The organism is Rappaport israeli (genome assembly GCF_001888055.1).
In the GTDB taxonomy this organism is placed as follows: domain Bacteria; phylum Pseudomonadota; class Gammaproteobacteria; order Cardiobacteriales; family Cardiobacteriaceae; genus Rappaport; species Rappaport israeli.
This window is the reverse complement of record NZ_LXHZ01000005.1, coordinates 1-16203: the sequence shown is the minus strand read 5'-3', so window position 1 is coordinate 16203 and position 16203 is coordinate 1. Positions and strand designations below refer to the sequence as shown.

The following is a 16203-nucleotide window of genomic DNA, read 5'->3' as shown; positions in this document are numbered from 1 at the left end:
TAATGCCTGACTAGCGCTATAGCGATCTTCCTCAACTTTTCCTCCTAACACCACCACAATCAAGCGCAAATCACCTCTTTTCTCCGAACTTGCTAGACAATAACCCGCGGCTTCGGTATGCCCTGTTTTAAGCCCATCAACATTTGCATTGCGATATAACAGCAAATTGCGATTTTTCTGCTCAATACGATTATAAGTAAAACTTTTTTGACTATAAAAATGATAATACTGTGGAAATTCGTAAATAATATGACGCGATAAAATCGCCAAATCTGCTGCGGTGGTAAAGTGATTATCATTGGGCAAACCTGTTGGATTCATATAATGCGTGTTATGCATTCCTAGGCGAGTCGCTGCATCATTCATCATCTGCACAAATCCCACTTCTGACCCGCCGATATATTCCGCCAGCGCCATACTCGCATCATTGCCTGATTGCACAATCACCCCTTGAATAAGCGACTCCACAGGCACTTGGAATTCACCTCTATAAACATCCGCGAACCAGGCTGTCTATAGGCTAACTCACTCACTGGCACCAGCGTTTGCATTGTTATTTTATTTTCTTCTAATGCCTTAAAAGTAAGGTAAGCGGTCATTAATTTTGTCAAACTTGCAGGCGGCAGCTGTTGATTAGCATTCTCACTGAGCAAAAATTGCCCACTCTTTGCCTCCATTAGCGCATAACTAGAGACTGGTAGCGAGGCAAGCTGCGCTTGAGTCCAAGCACTTACAAACCACAGCAACGAAAATAGAAATATCCTTCCTATGAAAAGCTTACGTTGCATATTGCCCTCTCTGGATTACCGTAATGCACGAATACTCACTTCAGCCGTGCCCTGTTTAATCACCCCCAATTCTTTTGCCGCCGCTCTAGATAAATCCAGCACACGGTCGCCATGAAAAGGACCACGGTCATTAATACGCACCACAATTGATTTCCCCGTTGTTAAATTCGTTACCTCCACCTCAGTGCCTAATGGTAATTCCTTATGCGCTGCGGTTAATTCATTCATATCATATACTTCACCACTTGCCGTTTTACGCCCATGAAACCCGGGACCATACCATGAGGCATCTCCTACTTGTTCAAATCCTTCACTATCACTTAATGTGCGATACGTTTTCCCCTTTACCGTATAAGACATTGCCCGTTGTAGCGAACGACTTTGTCTTGAGGCAGATTGACTCGCTACCTTAACATCAAATTTAAGTTGCGACAGATTATTATCAAAAGACTCTGAATGCGGATGCAGGGTGATTTTAAAAGTCTCCTCATCCTCCTCCTCTGCCACCTCTGAAATCAAACTGGCAAATAGCAACGGTTGCTCATCCAAGGCATTTTCTTGAAGAGAAGCTTTTTCATCCGTAAATAATACCTGCGCTGAAATGCCCTGTATTACAGCCAAACCCATTATATTTATTAAAAAAATCGCTTTATCATTACTCTACTCACATTAATCTATTTTTGTTTAGAAATCTCATCTGCCAGCTCAATAACCGCCATCGCATATAAAGGCGAGCTATTGTAGCGAGTTAATACTCCAAAATTATAATAAGTTAGCCACCATTGCGCTCCTTTCTCTTCTTGCAAAATCAAGCTTCCTACCTCAGGTTCTGAAATCATTTGCAGCCATTCAAGCGCCGAACCATCATGAATAATCGCCTCATCTTTTAACAAATCACTTACCGCAATACTTGGAAAATGCGACTGCCCAAAATTTGGCAAACTGGGCTGAACTGGCAAGCGCTCTACTAACTTACCACCTGAAACCCAACCGCGATTTGCCAAATAATTGCCGATACTCCCAATCGCATCCTCCACACTGCCCCACAAATCCACTCGACCATCGCCATCATAATCAATTGCATCATCAACATAACTACTTGGCATAAATTGCGCCATCCCCATTGCGCCTGCATAAGAGCCCATAATACTTAACGGATTAAAATCCTGCGCCTTAGACAAGCGCAAAAAATAATCAAATTGCTGACAAAAAAACTCCGCCCGCTGAGGATAATCAAAACATAGCGTTGCCAGAGCTTGCAGTACGGGCGTTTTACCCATCACTTTGCCATAGCGGGTTTCCACCCCCAAAATAGCCACAATAATATCTGCATCCACCCCAAATTCTTTTTCTGCTTTTTTAAGCGTCTCCCCATGCGCTTGCCAAAAAGCCACCCCATTTTCAATCCGCGATGACTCTACAAAAATCGGACGATATTCAAACCATTGTTTTGTTTTTTCTGCGGGTTTACTGATTTTACGCAACACCTCTTTATCTTTTTCAATTGCGCCCAACAAAAACTGCAAATAAGCCTCATCATAATCATGCTCTTGCGCCAATTCATGCACCATCTCCAGCGCTTCATCGTGCTCAGCATAACTTGCAAACACAGGCATACACATAAAAACGCCCAATATTGCCAACCAAAACCTCATAAATACTCCTGCTCCTGACGATAGCGATATTCACTGGCTAAATTCATTGCCAAAGCAAAGCCCGCCATCAACGACAACACCGAGCTCCCCCCATAACTAATTAACGCCAACGGCAAACCCACCACAGGCAAAATACCGCTCACCATGCCAATATTGACAAATACATTTAGAAAAAAACGTAAAAAAAAATAGTCGCCACAATAATACGAGAAAAACGATCGGTCAAGCGTGCCCCCAGATAAAGCCCCCTCAGCACCAACATCACATAAACTGCCAATAAAATCATCACCCCAGTTAATCCATGCTCTTCAGCAATAACTGCAAAAATAAAATCCGTACTTGATTCAGGCAAAAATTCCAGCTGCGACTGCGTTCCTTGCATAAACCCCTTCCCATTGACCCCCCCCGAACCAATAGCAATTTTCGATTGAATAATATGATAACCCGCCCCCCAAGGGTCTGCCTCAGGGTTAAACAGCGTCAATACCCGCTCACGCTGATAGTCCTTAATCCCAAACCACCAAAACAGCGGCACCGCGCTACTGATAAAAACCCCACCTAACAGCAAAAGCCACAGCGGTAATCCTGCTAAAAAAAGCGCAATTAATCCTGATACCCCCACCAACAACGACGTTCCCAAATCAGGCTCAATCATAATCAAGCGAAACGGCAAGGCAATAATTAACAGCGCCATAAATACTTGCCACACACTCGGCGCCTGCTCCTTACGACCCAAATACCAAGCCACCATTAAAGGAACACTTAATTTTGCGATTTCAGATGGTTGTAGCCTAACCACCCCTAAATTTAACCATCGTCTTGCCCCACCTGCATCCACCCCAATCACCACCACCAACGCCAACAACACAACCGTTAATGCATATAAAAGTGGCGTCAAGCGCTTTAACTGCCTAGCTGGAATAGATAACAACACAAAAAAAACACAAAATCCCGCGACAAAGCGCAACAACTGGCGCGCAATAATCCCTTCACTGCCCGCACTGCTTTTAAGCGTTATCACACTCCCGACCATCAAAAGCACAATCATCAGCAATAAAAACCAATCCAATCGTGCCAATACCATAAGCGGATAACCCCATAATCGATGAGAATTACCCAACGCCTGCTCTTTAGACATCCACCGCCCCTTGTAAGTAAAAATCAGCAATCAAACGAGCCAGAGGGCCTGCAGTCGAACTTCCACCCCCTCCACGTTCCACCACCACACTAATCGCAATCTTAGGCGCATCTGCTGGCGCATAAGCAATAAACATCGCATTATCCTGATGCTCTGCTGCCAAATTCTTACTCTCAATCCGCTCATTATTTTTAAATGAAACCACCTGCACCGTGCCTGATTTACCCGCCATGCGATACTTCAGCCCAAGCGCCATTTTATTGCCCGTTCCATAGGAACTATGAATAACATTTTCCATCGCCTTTTTCACCAAACGCCAATGCCTATCTTGATATACAGGCACAATCGCCACCTCATCTTTCTCGCGCACCGATAAAAATTGCCCCTCGATTGGGTCATATACCTGCTTTAGCAACCTCGGCGTAAACACCTTCCCATCACGCGCAATCAACGCCGTCATATAAGCCAACTGCAACGGCGTCGTCGTTAAAAATCCCTGTCCAATACTGATATTAATCGTATCGCCAATATACCAAGGCACCTCATATTGAGTTAGCTTCCAATCCTTAGTTGGCACAATTCCGCTTCCCTCATCAGGCAAATCAATTCCTGTTTGCTTGCCCAAAGAAAAATGCGCAGCGTACTGCGCAATCCGCGAAATTCCCAATTGATAGCCCAAAGAGTAATAATACACATCACAAGATTCTGCCAAAGCATGATTGGCATCCAAACTCCCATGCCCCGAACGTTTCCAACAATGAAACCGTCGCTTTGACGAACTCTCAGGAATTGTATAATGCCCCGAACAGAACACATGCGTCTGCTCATCAAACACCCCATAATAATACCCCGCCAACGACATCACTGGCTTAATCACAGACCCTGGCGCATACCGCCCCTTAAGAGCACGATGAAACAAAGGACCCTGCGGATTTTCCACCAAACGCTGATATTGTCGCTTAGAAATCCCATTAGTAAACAAATTCGCATCATAGCTAGGCAACGACACCAAAGCCAACACCGAACCATCTTCCACATTCAACACCACACAAGACCCCCGATAATCTTGCATAATCTCCGTGATATAGCGTTGCAAATCCACATCAATACTTAAATAAATATCCTGCCCACGATAAGCGCCCTGCTCTGACAACAAACGCACAATATTGCCATTAGCATCTGTCTCCACCTGCTGAAATCCAGGACTTCCACGCAATCTATCCTCATATTGTCGTTCAATGCCCCCACGTCCAATAAAATTAAGCCCACGATAAGCCGCCTCATCTAACGACTTTAAATCCTCACTATTAATCCGATTGGTATAACCCACCACATGCGCCAACAACGTCCCATAGGGATAATAGCGCTCAAGATAACGGTCAATCTCCACCCCTGGCAGCTGATACAACCGCACCGCCAAACGATAATAATCCTGCTCACTAATAGAATGCTTAAGCACCACCTGCTCATAGCGCCTAGATTGTTGATAGCGCTTTACAAACCCCTCTTTCTCCTCATCAGACAAGGGTAAAATAGCCGAAAACTCCTCCAACATTTGCGTAACATTTTTAATCAGCGAAGGATTAACCACCACCTGATAACGCAAAATATTCTCTGTAAGCGCGCGCCCCTTTGCATCATAAATAATCCCCCGCTCAGGCACCAAAGCCTTTATCCGCACCCGATTAGATTGAGCGCGTGTGCGATAATAATCATAACGACGCACCTGTAGAAAAAACATCCGCCACAACAATAAAAACGCCCCAACACACGTCAAAAACCCCAGCAAAAACAATCTTCTGATATACGACACACGCAACCGCTGCTCCTGCGCCTCATGCACACGCCTATGAATAGAATCTCCTTGCCAACGCTTCACGATGTCTGCGCCTTATCCACAGCCCCTCCAAAAAGCAAAACCCCCCAGCGAACCAATGGCCAACACACCACCTGCAACACCACTGGAATATACCACCCCACAGGCGCAGGAATACCCGTTAAGGCATACGCCAATAACGCGCGCACCACCACATAACCCAGCGACACCAACGCCACCAATACCAACCGCTCAATCCAAGATGAACGCAACCACAAAGGCGCTAACGGAATCACCGCCAACCCCACCCCCGCATATAACAGCGCATAAAAACCCATCGCCATTTGCGCTGAAAAATCCAACAATAAACTCATTGGCAGCACCGCCCACCACAAAGACGGCATCGGCACACGCAAAAACCACTGCATCAATAACAAAAGCACCAAATCAGGCAATAACCACCAATTAAAAAAATCATTTAACGCCAGCATCCCCAACGACACCGCCAATAACCACACAAATACCCATTTATTCTCAGACAACACTGCATTACTCCTCTATCAAGTCCGAAGGCGCAGGCGGGCCTACCATCACCCCCTCACCCAACGTCGCCTCTGATACCCGCGTATCTAACAGCAACACCTCCAACATCGACGGCAAATGCGCAATGGGCTTTAACACCACCTGCAAAAAAGACGAATCCTTATCTTGCTCAATGGCAACAACCTCCGCCACAGGATAACCACGTGGAAACACCCCCCCTAATCCTGAGCTAATCAATCTATCCCCCACCTCAATATCACTCTCATAACGCTGCCAAGGTAATACCAATTCCCCACGCTCCGCACTTCCCAACACCGTAACACGCTGTGAGGTTCGCTCTACATAAGAAGGCACTCGACTGCGCGCATCACTAATCAACATCACCCTTGCCGTCTGCTCATAAACCGCCACCACCTGTCCGACCAAACCAAACGGGTCAATAATCGGTTGTTGCAAATACACCCCATGTCGCATCCCCTTATTAATCAACACCGTCTCGCTATAACCATCAATCGCCGTATCCACTAATTCTGCAATTAACACAGGTTCAGTAACAGTTAATAACGAATCCATCAACATCCGCAGGCGTCTATTCTCTGCGCGCAAATGCCCAAACTGTTGCAACTGCGCCTTTAAGGCACGATTTTCCTCAGCAATCTTATCCAATTGCGCCAAATCCTCACGCTCATCCTGCCAGCGTTGCGACACCGAGACAAAACGACGAATTGGCGCATGCACCACCGCACTAACTGGTTGATAGACATAAGAAAAAAAAGAAGACTGCAGCGGCTCAAGCCAAGTACTGCGCCACTGCACCACCAATACCACCACCGCCAGCAGCCATACAAAAAAAGTTGGCAACAACCTTTGTTTTAGCCCTTGAATCGCTGGCTCAGACTGATAAGGCATAACATCAACGCCTTAGTGCATCAAAAACGATGCCACCCCACGCTGATCTAAAAGTTCCAACACCTTACCGCCCCCGCGCGCCACACATGTTAATGGGTCTTGCGCAATAATCACATTTAAACGCGTTTCCTCCATCAACAAACGGTCAATATCACGCAACAGCGCCCCGCCACCAGTAACCACAATTCCCCTATCAGCAACATCCGCGGCAAGTTCTGGCGGTGTTAACTCCAATGCCTGCTTAATCGCGCGCACAATACCACCCAACGGCTCCTGTAGCGCCTCCAACACCTCATTACTATTAATAACAAAACTACGTGGCGCGCCCTCCTGCTGATTTGTCCCACGCACCTCTAACTCACGCACCTCACTAGAAGGATAAGCACAACCAATTTCTTTTTTAATCCGCTCAGCCGTTGGCAGTCCAATTACAATGCCAAAATTACGTCGCACATAATCAATAATCGCGCTATCAAATTTATCTCCTCCCAAGCGCACCGAACTCGAATACACAATCCCATTGAGCGAAATAACCGCCACCTCTGAAGTACCCCCGCCAATATCAACCACCATAGAACCATACGCCTCATCCACAGGAATCCCAGCCCCAATTGCCGCCGCCATTGGTTCTTGAATTAAAAACACATCACTTGCCCCCGCGCCACGCGCAGCATCACTAATCGCCCTTTTTTCCACCTGAGTTGCCCCAGAAGGCACACAAATCAAAATCCTTGGACTACCCAAACGTAAAAAACGCCCACGGCGCCCCAAAATCTTACTAATAAAATGCGACAACATCATCGAAGTAATCTTAAAATCAGCAATCACCCCATCTTGCATTGGACGAATCGTTGATAAATTTTCAGGCGTACGCCCCAACATCTGCTTAGCCTGCGTCCCGTAAGCAACAATCTTCTTGCGCCCATCTTGCAAATCCTCAGCAATCGCCACCACCGAAGGCTGGTCTAACACCAACCCTTGCCCACGCAAATAAATCAGCGTATTTGCCGTCCCCAAATCAATTGATAAATCACTAGAAAACAAATCTCTAAAAGGATTAAATCGCATAACACTTCCCCTAATTAATCGTCAACACCCCTATCAGAAGGTGCATTTATAAAGCAGATATGATACATTTCAACGGTTTTTTTTGAAATGTTTTTTACCTATGAGCAACCTCGACCCTGAACTTATTTACAAAACCGCCCATCTGGCGCGCCTTACCTTAACTCCCAAACAGCAACAGCAAATGAGCCAAGATTTAGGCAACATCTTTGAGCTATTCGGTGCGATTAACCAACCCGAAATTAATCAGCTAGATCCACTAGGGCATCCCCTAGAACAACGCCAGCGCCTACGCGAAGATATCGCCCACACTCAAGATCTAAGTGCCTCTATCGCACAAAACGCGCCACATGCCGAAAACGGATTTATCACCGTCCCCAAAGTCATCGAATAAACTCAAGGTTATTCTCATGCATCAATATAGCCTCCGCCAACTTAGCGAAAAACTCGCTAACAAAGAATTTAGCGCTGTTGAACTCACCCAACACTACAGCAAGCGCATCCAAACCCACGACCCCGCGCTCAATGCCTTTATTACACAAACCCTAGAAACCGCCCTAGAAACCGCCCAAGCTAGCGACCAACGTCGCGCCCAAGGCAAAAGCCTCTCAGCATTAGATGGCATCCCCATGGCGCATAAAGACTTACTTTGCACCAAAAACATCCGCACCACCGCAGCCTCAAAAATGCTCGAGCATTTTATCCCCTCCTATAATGCCACCGTTGTTGACAACCTCGCACAAGCAGGGGCAGTCATGATGGGAAAACTCTCTCTTGATGAATTTGCCATGGGTTCTTCTAACGAACGCAGTTATTTTGGTGCAGTCAAAAACCCTTGGCATCACAACCACGTCCCCGGTGGGTCATCAGGTGGCTCTGCAGCAGCGGTTGCCGCGCGACTAATTCCCTACGCTACTGGCACTGATACAGGTGGCTCTATTCGCCAACCCGCCGCCTACTGTGGCATCACTGGCATCAAACCCACCTATGGCAGCCTCTCACGCTATGGCATCATCGCCTACGCTTCTAGTCTAGACCAAGCAGGGCCCATGGCAGTCAATGCTGAAGACCTTGCACTCCTTTTAAACCACATGGCAAGCTTTGACCCTAAAGACTCCACCTCTAGCGAACAACCTCGCCCTGATTTTACACAAACACTCAATCAACCACTCAACGGCATAAAAATTGGGCTGCCCAAAATTTATTTCGAACAGCTCAATCCACAAATGGCAACCCTCATTCATGCAGTTGCCAAGCAATACGAAAGCCTTGGCGCAACACTGGTTGACATTGAACTATCGCATACTGAACTCGCCATCCCCACCTACTACATCATCGCCAGCGCCGAAGCCTCCTCCAATCTCTCGCGCTATGATGGCGTGCGTTATGGCTATCGCGCCGATAACGTAGACAATCTACAAGAATTATATGAACGCAGTCGCAGTGAAGGATTTGGGGATGAAGTTAAACGCCGCATCATGATAGGCACACACGCCCTTTCTGCAGGCTATTACGACGCCTACTACGAACAAGCGCGTCGCGCACGTCGCGCCATCCTAAATAGCTTCAAACAAGCCTTTAATGAAGTGGACGTTATATTAAGCCCAACCACCCCCACCCCTGCTTTCAAACTAGGTGAAAAACTCAACGACCCTGTGCAAATGTTTTTGGGCGATTTATACACCGTCTCCATCAATCTATCGGGATTACCTGCCCTAAGCCATCCTGCAGGATTTATTGATGGACTGCCTGTTGGCGCGCAACTCATCGGCGCGCACTTTAGCGAGCCCACCTTACTCAATCTAGCGCATCAATATCAACAACACACAGATTTCCATCAACAAACCCCCACACCCTATTCTTAAATCTTAAAAGGAGTATTTATGAACACAGAAACCAAAGGATTTACCTTTAACCACACAATGTTGCGCGTTAAAGACCCTAAAGCCTCCCTTGATTTTTATACCAACATCTTAGGCATGACCCTTGTTCGTCAAGACGACCACCCAGAAGGCGAATTCAGCTTATATTTTTTGGCAAAACTGACAGAAAACGAACACCCACCCCAAGGGATGATGAAACACGCAAACAATGGGTTGCAAAGCAACGGGGAATCTTAGAACTCACCCACAACTGGGGCACTGAAAAACAAGAAGATTTTTCTTACCATGATGGCAATAAAGAACCGCAAGGATTTGGACACATCTGCTTTAGCGTGCCTGATTTTGATGCCGCTATCGCTTATTTTGATCGCCATCAAATCCCTTTTCAAAAACGACCAGAAGATGGCAACATGAAAGACATTGCCTTTATCAAAGACCCCGACGGCTATTGGATAGAAATCATCCAAGGCTAAACCTAAAAAAAGCGCCCACTTCTAGGCGCTTTTCTTTTCTCTTTAATCGCATTTTAGCGCTCAATCACCTCAACGCCATTCTCTCGCGCCACAATCAATACATCTGCGCGTTCTTTGGCAAAAATTCCCACTGTAACCACGCCAGCAATAGCATTTATTTTCTGTTCCATTGCAGGGGCATCCACAATCGATAAATAATGCACATCCAAAATCCAATTGCCATTATCAGTAACCACCCCCTCACGCCAACGCGGCTCTCCCCCCAAAGCCAATAACTGACGCGCCACATAGCTACGCGCCATTGGAATAACCTCTACAGGCAAAGCAAATTCCCCCAAAACCGACACCTGCTTTGACGCATCTGCAATACAGACGAATTTTGCCGATGCTGCAGCAATAATTTTCTCACGCGTTAATGCCGCTCCCCCCCCTTTAATCATCTCAAAGCGCTCATTAATCTCATCACAACCATCCACATACACATCCACCTCATCGCAACTATTTAAATCCCGCACCTTTAACCCCACTGACGCAAGCGCCTCTTCACTATCCTTTGACGCTGCCACAATATCTTTAGGACGAATCCCGCTATCTGCCAAGGCTTGAATAAAAAAACGCACTGTTGAACCACTGCCCACACCAAGCGTCATCCCCTCCTGCACAAAATCCAATGCCTTTTTTGCTGCTTTTTCCTTTAAAATAGCTTGTTTCATTTTCATCTCCAGTTAATTTATGTCTCATTATATTGAAAAAATCTTAACCGCCCCCGTCTATGACGTTGCCATTGAAAGCCCATTAGACGCTATGCCTCGCCTCTCTCAACGCCTTGGACATCAAATTCATTGCAAAAGAGAAGACCTTCAGCCTGTTTTTTCCTTTAAATGCCGTGGTGCTTACAACAAAATGTATCACTTAAGCGAGCAAGAGCGCAACCAAGGCGTTATCTGCTCCTCAGCAGGCAATCACGCTCAAGGCGTTGCGCTTGCCGCGCAAAAATTAGGCATCAAAGCCACCATCGTTATGCCCACCACCACCCCCAGCATTAAAGTTGATGCCGTCAAGCGCCTAGGCAAAGAATGGATCAACATCGTTTTACACGGCGATTTTTACGACGAAGCCTCACAGCACGCCAAAATCCTACAACAACAACATCAACTCACCTACATCCATCCCTTTGACGACGATTATGTTATTGCAGGACAAGGCACAATTGCTCTAGAAATTCTACGCCAACACCCACGCCCTATTGATGCCATATTTGTTCCCGTAGGCGGCGGTGGACTACTTGCAGGCATCGCCTTACTAATCAAAGCATTACGCCCAAACATTCGCCTAATCGCCGTCGAACCTGATGACGCCGCCTCTATGACCCAAGCAGTACGCCATGGAAGCCGTATCACCCTAGACTACGTTGGCGTTTTCGCTGATGGCGTTGCCGTCAAACAACCTGGCGAACACACCTTCAACATCATCCAAAAACATGTCGATGATTACATCACCGTCTCAACAGACGAAATCTGCGCCGCCATGAAAGACCTCTTCGACGACAACCGCGCCATTGCCGAACCCTCAGGCGCATTAGCAACCGCAGGACTTAAAAAATGGGCAGCCCAACAAAGCGAGAAAAACTTAAATCTCATCAGTATTGTCTCTGGCGCAAACGTCAACTTTGACCGCCTCCGCTATGTTGCCGAACGTGCAGAAATTGGTGAAAAACGGGAAGGACTTCTCGCCGTTAGCATCCCTGAAACCCCGGGTAGCTTCCTAAAATTCTGCCAACTCATTGCCCAAGACCAATCCATCACCGAATTTAACTATCGCTATCAAGACAGCAAACAAGCGCAAATCCTTGTCGGCGTCCAACTCAATAACGGACAACGCCAACTCGAACATTTTATCGACACCTTAAACACCCACGGCTACCCCACCACAGACCTCACCCACAACGACCTAGCCAAATCGCATCTCCGCTATATGATTGGTGGCGCCCCACAAAACCTAAGTAACGAATTTCTCTTTCGCTTTGGATTCCCCGAACGTCCAGGCGCTCTTCTACATTTTCTCAAAACATTAGGCAATCAATTTAATATCAGCCTTTTCCACTACCGCAACCACGGCGCTGATTATGGACGCGTTCTCTGCGCCATTCAAAGCACAAATCGCGCCCTACTTGACCAACATCTACACAATATTGGCTACGATTACGAAGAACAAACCCATAACCCCGCCTACCAACATTTCCTACAACCGCCCACCCCAAAAACATAAAATCGCTATAATAACGCCCAAAAGCCCACACATATGGAGACCCTATGCATCGCCTCATCTTATTATTAACCCTAAGCAGCCTTTTATTAGGTTGCTCTAGCGCCTACTATCACACCATGGAAAAATTCGGCATCTATAAAAACGACCTCCTCATCAGCCGTGTCGAAGATGCCCGCCACGCCCAAACCGATGCCAAAGAAGAATTCAAATCCGCTCTCGAACAATTTAGTCAGCTGATTCAATATAACGGCGGAGAACTTGAAATCGCCTTCAAAAAAACTCAACAAAGCCTATGAAAGAAGCGAAAACGCCGCAGAAAAAGTCGCGCAGCGCATTCGGGCTATCGAAAGCGTCGCCCAAGATTTATTCAACGAATGGCAACAAGAACTCAATCAATACAGCAATCCAAACCTCCGCGCCGACAGCGCCCAAAAACTCCAACAAACCAAACAACAATATCAACACCTCATCCAATCTATGAAAAATGCCCAAGCCACCATTCCACCAGTACTCACCGTATTGCACGACCAAGTCCTTTATCTCAAACATAATTTAAACGCCCACGCCATCGCAGCTCTACAAAGCGAATACTACCGCGTAGAAAATAACATCCGCCATCTTATCAACGAACTCGACGCCGCCATCACAGAAAGCGAACAATTTATCAAACGCATGCATCATGAATCCCGTTAAATCCCAACCACCCACACAACCGCCCAGCGACTTTATCCTACGCTGCTGGCCTTTTCTCACCCTCTTTAGCGCCTACCTCCTACTTGGGCTTGGCGCTCAAAGTTATTACGACAAAACCCAACTTCACCTTCTTCTTATCACACAAGAACCCAGCGGTCTAACCTATTTTTTTACCATTCTCACCTACCTAGGAGATTGGCAAATTGCCCTCCTCATTGGATTTATCATTGCCTATCGTCATCACCAACCCCATCCCTACCAAACCACACAAAATCCCTATAAACGCCACATCCTAAGCCATCTCAATGGTCTTATTTTCTATCTTATCGCCTGCCTATTACAGTTTATACTCACCCACGGAATCAAACACCTGTTTTTTAGCCAAAAACTACGCCCCATTCATTACTACCAACAACTTAACATCTCCATTCAAAATATCCCCAACCTCATCGACCAAGGCAAATATTTCCACTTCCCCTCAGGACATACAGCCATGGCATTTACCGCCTTTCTAGCGCTCGCCACCCTAAATCCCAATCGATATTTGCAAATTCTCTTCGCGCTATTAGCCATAAGCGTCGCCTACTCACGCCTTTATTTAGCGCAACATTATGTTCTTGACACCCTAGCGGGTAGCTTTATTGGCGTAATATGCGTAATCATCAGCTACTATCTTTGCCAAATACTGCTTAACAAACATCAATCCTTACAAAAATAATCTCTTTAATATCAATAGATTAAAAAATAATAAGCCAAAATAATAAAAACAATATTGACCAACCCAAAAAAAACTCTATAATGCGCCACTCAAGTTCAGCGGGAATAGCTCAGTGGTAGAGCACAACCTTGCCAAGGTTGGGGTCGCGAGTTCGAATCTCGTTTCCCGCTCCAATTTAAAGCTCCGCATCGGGGCTTTTTTTGTAAAGTGCAAAATGGCTGGGTGGCAGAGTGGTTATGCAGCGGATTGCAAATCCGTGGACGCCGGTTCGATTCCGACCCCAGCCTCCAATATCTCTTAAAACGACTTCTTGTAAGTCGTTTTTTTTATTGCCTTTTTTTGCTGTTCTAAGTTTTTTTCTTTAACGAATACAACCCATTAATCAAAATTAACCAAAAATCCGCGGACATAAAAAAACATAAATACACTTACTCGGACAACCCCTATTTTTGCAAAATGGTGTAACAAATATTGCGCACGTTTTTAATCGTTAAACTAGCATTTTTAAAAAAATGCCCGTGATTAATGAGATTAACTGAGCAAAAGATAAAGAAATACTTATTTGACAAAAAGAAAAATTTCAGAATCAGTGATGGGGGTGGTTTGTACCTTCGTTTTTTAGCAAGCAAAAATGCTGTCTGGTATTTTCGTTACAAAATTAATGGCAAAGTCAGATGGCTATCACTTGGACAATATCCACTGCTCTCTCTTTCTCAAGCAAGAGAACTCTGCCTTGAGTTGCGCTATCAAGTTTTTAAGGGATTTGACCCACTAGAGGAAAGACAAAAACAACAACAAAGTTATCAACAAACTAAAAGCTTCGAATACATTGCCCGTGAATGGTATGAAATTAACCATAAAAGCTGGAAAAACCCTAAACATATCCAGCAAACCATTAATAGCTTAGAAAACTATGTTTTCCCAAAAATAGGACATAAACCGTTAGCAGAAATTGATGTCCCACAGCTAATGCCTGTTATTAACGCTCTTTACGATAAACCTGAAACCGCAGATAGAGTAAAACGACGCATCAAAGCTGTATTCACCTATGCTATACAAACAGGAAAAGCTACTTACAATCCAGCTCTACATCTACCTATCATCAAAAAGAAAACCACAAACTACCCATCCCTGCCCTACCAAGAGCTTGGCTTATTTTTAAAACACGCCAATGACTATCCGAATAAAACCATTGCTCTTGCTTTACGGTTTTTAGTTTTAACTTTCGTTAGAAGTGGTGAATTGCGATTAGCTACTTGGGAAGAGTTTTCTAACAATCAATGGCTAATACCAGCTCACAGAATGAAAATGCAAAAAGAGCATATCGTGCCGTTATCAGATTGGGCATTGGAAACCCTAGATGAACTCAAAGAAAGTCAAAAAGAACGTACAAAATATTTATTCACAACCCGAGGCAATAAGCCATTAAGCGATATGTCTTTAAGCTCAGCTATGAAACGGATGGGTTATAAAGGAAAAGCCGTACCCCATGGTTTTAGGGCAACCGCTTCAAGCTGTTTAAACGAAAGTGGGTTATTCAATACTGACGCCATAGAGCGCCAATTGGCTCATGTTGACTCAAACAAAGTAAGAGGTGCTTACAACCGCGCCCAATATCTGGAAGAACGCCATCATATGATACAGTGGTATGCTGATTTCATACGAAAACAATATATAAATTTATAAAAAACAACACATAGATTAACATAACCCAATTTTTTCATTAGGTTATGACTTTTTGAATTTTTTAGCTACATAACGTAAGTAAAAAACATGTGGTTGATGTGGTTGATATGGTTGAACATTGATTTTAATAGTATTTTTATTTTATATGATGTGGTTGATATGTGGTTGAATAGTTTTAGTTTAATAAAATAAATAACACTTTCAGTCAAAAAGTCAGAAAATTTGAGGGCGTTCAGAAATCTGTGTCAGTTCAATCAAAGGCTCATCACCTTATCTAAGCGCCCAGGGAAATGAATAGACAACTGCATCATAGTTTGTCCCCAATTGTTGATAGGTCTTGTCCATTTCTCACCGGCATTTAACAGGGAAGCCTTTTAAACCATCGACACAGGCAATAAGAATATCTTCTACGCCACGATTGTGTAAATCCGTCAGCACAGACAGCCAATAATTGGCACCCTCACTTTCAGAGCAGTAAAGTCCAATAAGCTCTTTATGCCCCTCGGTATTGAGGGCTAACAGTGTATAGACTGCTTTATTGACATAGCGTCGCTCATCTTTGACCTTT

At 45.2% G+C, this 16203-nt stretch carries 14 protein-coding genes, 2 tRNA genes and 4 pseudogenes; 10 read left to right on the top strand and 10 right to left on the bottom strand.

Annotated elements, in window-relative coordinates; genetic code table 11:
- Nucleotides 1-96: 96 nt before the first annotated feature.
- The 8 genes and pseudogenes from A5N84_RS11305 to A5N84_RS01710 all read right to left on the bottom strand — a co-directional run.
- Nucleotides 97-677 (bottom strand): annotated as a pseudogene (locus tag A5N84_RS11305) (D-alanyl-D-alanine carboxypeptidase family protein); the annotation flags it as partial.
- Nucleotides 678-803: 126 nt separating this feature from the next.
- Entirely contained in the window at nt 804-1409 is a 606-nt protein-coding gene (locus tag A5N84_RS01740) for a septal ring lytic transglycosylase RlpA family protein (RefSeq protein ID WP_233119842.1), read from the bottom strand.
- 53 nt (nt 1410-1462) lie between these two features.
- Complete coding sequence (mltB, locus tag A5N84_RS01735) at nt 1463-2443, bottom strand: lytic murein transglycosylase B (protein ID WP_072281040.1); 981 nt, start codon at nt 2441-2443, stop codon at nt 1463-1465.
- Nucleotides 2440-3527 (bottom strand): annotated as a pseudogene (rodA, locus tag A5N84_RS01730) (rod shape-determining protein RodA). Before rodA ends, mltB begins: the two are co-directional and overlap by 4 nt.
- Before the next feature lie 46 nt (nt 3528-3573).
- On the bottom strand, nt 3574-5460 hold the full coding sequence (gene mrdA, locus A5N84_RS01725; protein ID WP_072281039.1) for a penicillin-binding protein 2: 1887 nt from the start codon (nt 5458-5460) through the stop codon (nt 3574-3576).
- Entirely contained in the window at nt 5457-5939 is a 483-nt protein-coding gene (locus A5N84_RS01720; protein ID WP_143324782.1) for a hypothetical protein, read from the bottom strand. The genes mrdA and A5N84_RS01720 overlap by 4 nt, the downstream gene beginning before the upstream one ends.
- 7 nt (nt 5940-5946) lie before the next feature.
- Nucleotides 5947-6849: a rod shape-determining protein MreC gene (gene mreC, locus A5N84_RS01715; protein ID WP_072281037.1), complete on the bottom strand. Its 903-nt coding sequence runs from the start codon at nt 6847-6849 to the stop codon at nt 5947-5949.
- A gap of 12 nt (nt 6850-6861) precedes the next feature.
- Entirely contained in the window at nt 6862-7917 is a 1056-nt protein-coding gene (locus A5N84_RS01710) for a rod shape-determining protein (RefSeq protein ID WP_072281036.1), read from the bottom strand.
- Between the two features lie 82 nt (nt 7918-7999).
- Here A5N84_RS01710 and gatC point away from each other — a divergent pair, with 82 nt between their 5' ends.
- From gatC to gloA, 3 genes and pseudogenes are all read left to right on the top strand, one after another.
- Entirely contained in the window at nt 8000-8308 is a 309-nt protein-coding gene (gatC, locus tag A5N84_RS01705; RefSeq protein WP_233119841.1) for an Asp-tRNA(Asn)/Glu-tRNA(Gln) amidotransferase subunit GatC, read from the top strand.
- A 16-nt stretch (nt 8309-8324) separates the two neighbouring features.
- Entirely contained in the window at nt 8325-9779 is a 1455-nt protein-coding gene (gatA, locus tag A5N84_RS01700) for an Asp-tRNA(Asn)/Glu-tRNA(Gln) amidotransferase subunit GatA (RefSeq protein ID WP_072281035.1), read from the top strand.
- An 18-nt stretch (nt 9780-9797) separates the two neighbouring features.
- Nucleotides 9798-10270, top strand: a pseudogene (gene gloA, locus A5N84_RS01695) (lactoylglutathione lyase).
- A gap of 53 nt (nt 10271-10323) precedes the next feature.
- On the opposite strand, the gene rpiA reads toward gloA, so the two are convergent.
- On the bottom strand, nt 10324-10983 hold the full coding sequence (gene rpiA / locus A5N84_RS01690) for a ribose-5-phosphate isomerase RpiA (protein ID WP_072281034.1): 660 nt from the start codon (nt 10981-10983) through the stop codon (nt 10324-10326).
- Between the two features lie 19 nt (nt 10984-11002).
- Here rpiA and ilvA point away from each other — a divergent pair, with 19 nt between their 5' ends.
- The 7 genes from ilvA to A5N84_RS01660 all read left to right on the top strand — a co-directional run bounded on the left by ilvA (nt 11003) and on the right by A5N84_RS01660 (nt 15635).
- Nucleotides 11003-12538: a threonine ammonia-lyase, biosynthetic gene (ilvA, locus tag A5N84_RS01685; RefSeq protein ID WP_072281033.1), complete on the top strand. Its 1536-nt coding sequence runs from the start codon at nt 11003-11005 to the stop codon at nt 12536-12538.
- A 44-nt stretch (nt 12539-12582) separates the two neighbouring features.
- Nucleotides 12583-12834 carry a DUF2959 family protein gene (locus A5N84_RS11295; RefSeq protein WP_233119839.1) on the top strand — a complete coding sequence of 84 codons (252 nt, stop codon included), beginning with the start codon at nt 12583-12585 and terminating at the stop codon, nt 12832-12834.
- Nucleotides 12797-13231 (top strand): DUF2959 family protein, encoded by a 435-nt coding sequence (locus A5N84_RS01680; protein ID WP_233119838.1) that lies wholly within the window; start codon nt 12797-12799, stop codon nt 13229-13231. Before A5N84_RS11295 ends, A5N84_RS01680 begins: the two co-directional genes overlap by 38 nt.
- Nucleotides 13218-13949 carry a phosphatase PAP2 family protein gene (locus tag A5N84_RS01675; RefSeq protein ID WP_072281032.1) on the top strand — a complete coding sequence of 244 codons (732 nt, stop codon included), beginning with the start codon at nt 13218-13220 and terminating at the stop codon, nt 13947-13949. The genes A5N84_RS01680 and A5N84_RS01675 overlap by 14 nt, the downstream gene beginning before the upstream one ends.
- A 98-nt stretch (nt 13950-14047) precedes the next feature.
- A tRNA-Gly gene (locus tag A5N84_RS01670) sits at nt 14048-14122 on the top strand.
- A gap of 43 nt (nt 14123-14165) precedes the next feature.
- Nucleotides 14166-14239: transfer RNA gene (locus A5N84_RS01665), tRNA-Cys, on the top strand.
- 235 nt (nt 14240-14474) lie between these two features.
- Nucleotides 14475-15635 carry a tyrosine-type recombinase/integrase gene (locus A5N84_RS01660; protein WP_072281031.1) on the top strand — a complete coding sequence of 387 codons (1161 nt, stop codon included), beginning with the start codon at nt 14475-14477 and terminating at the stop codon, nt 15633-15635.
- Between the two features lie 363 nt (nt 15636-15998).
- On the opposite strand, the pseudogene A5N84_RS01655 reads toward A5N84_RS01660, so the two are convergent.
- Nucleotides 15999-16203, bottom strand: a pseudogene (locus A5N84_RS01655) (transposase); the annotation flags it as partial.

Bases quoted from the DNA above. Each gene is read 5' to 3' on its own strand.
- mltB (WP_072281040.1), bottom strand. From the start codon at position 2,443: ATGAGGTTTTGGTTGGCAATATTGGGCGTTTTTATGTGTATGCCTGTG.
- mreC (WP_072281037.1), bottom strand. From the start codon at position 6,849: ATGCCTTATCAGTCTGAGCCAGCGATTCAAGGGCTAAAACAAAGGTTG.
- A5N84_RS01710 (WP_072281036.1), bottom strand. From the start codon at position 7,917: ATGCGATTTAATCCTTTTAGAGATTTGTTTTCTAGTGATTTATCAATT.
- gatA (WP_072281035.1), top strand. From the start codon at position 8,325: ATGCATCAATATAGCCTCCGCCAACTTAGCGAAAAACTCGCTAACAAA.
- rpiA (WP_072281034.1), bottom strand. From the start codon at position 10,983: ATGAAACAAGCTATTTTAAAGGAAAAAGCAGCAAAAAAGGCATTGGAT.
- ilvA (WP_072281033.1), top strand. From the start codon at position 11,003: ATGTCTCATTATATTGAAAAAATCTTAACCGCCCCCGTCTATGACGTT.
- A5N84_RS11295 (WP_233119839.1), top strand. From the start codon at position 12,583: ATGCATCGCCTCATCTTATTATTAACCCTAAGCAGCCTTTTATTAGGT.
- A5N84_RS01675 (WP_072281032.1), top strand. From the start codon at position 13,218: ATGAATCCCGTTAAATCCCAACCACCCACACAACCGCCCAGCGACTTT.
- A5N84_RS01660 (WP_072281031.1), top strand. From the start codon at position 14,475: ATGAGATTAACTGAGCAAAAGATAAAGAAATACTTATTTGACAAAAAG.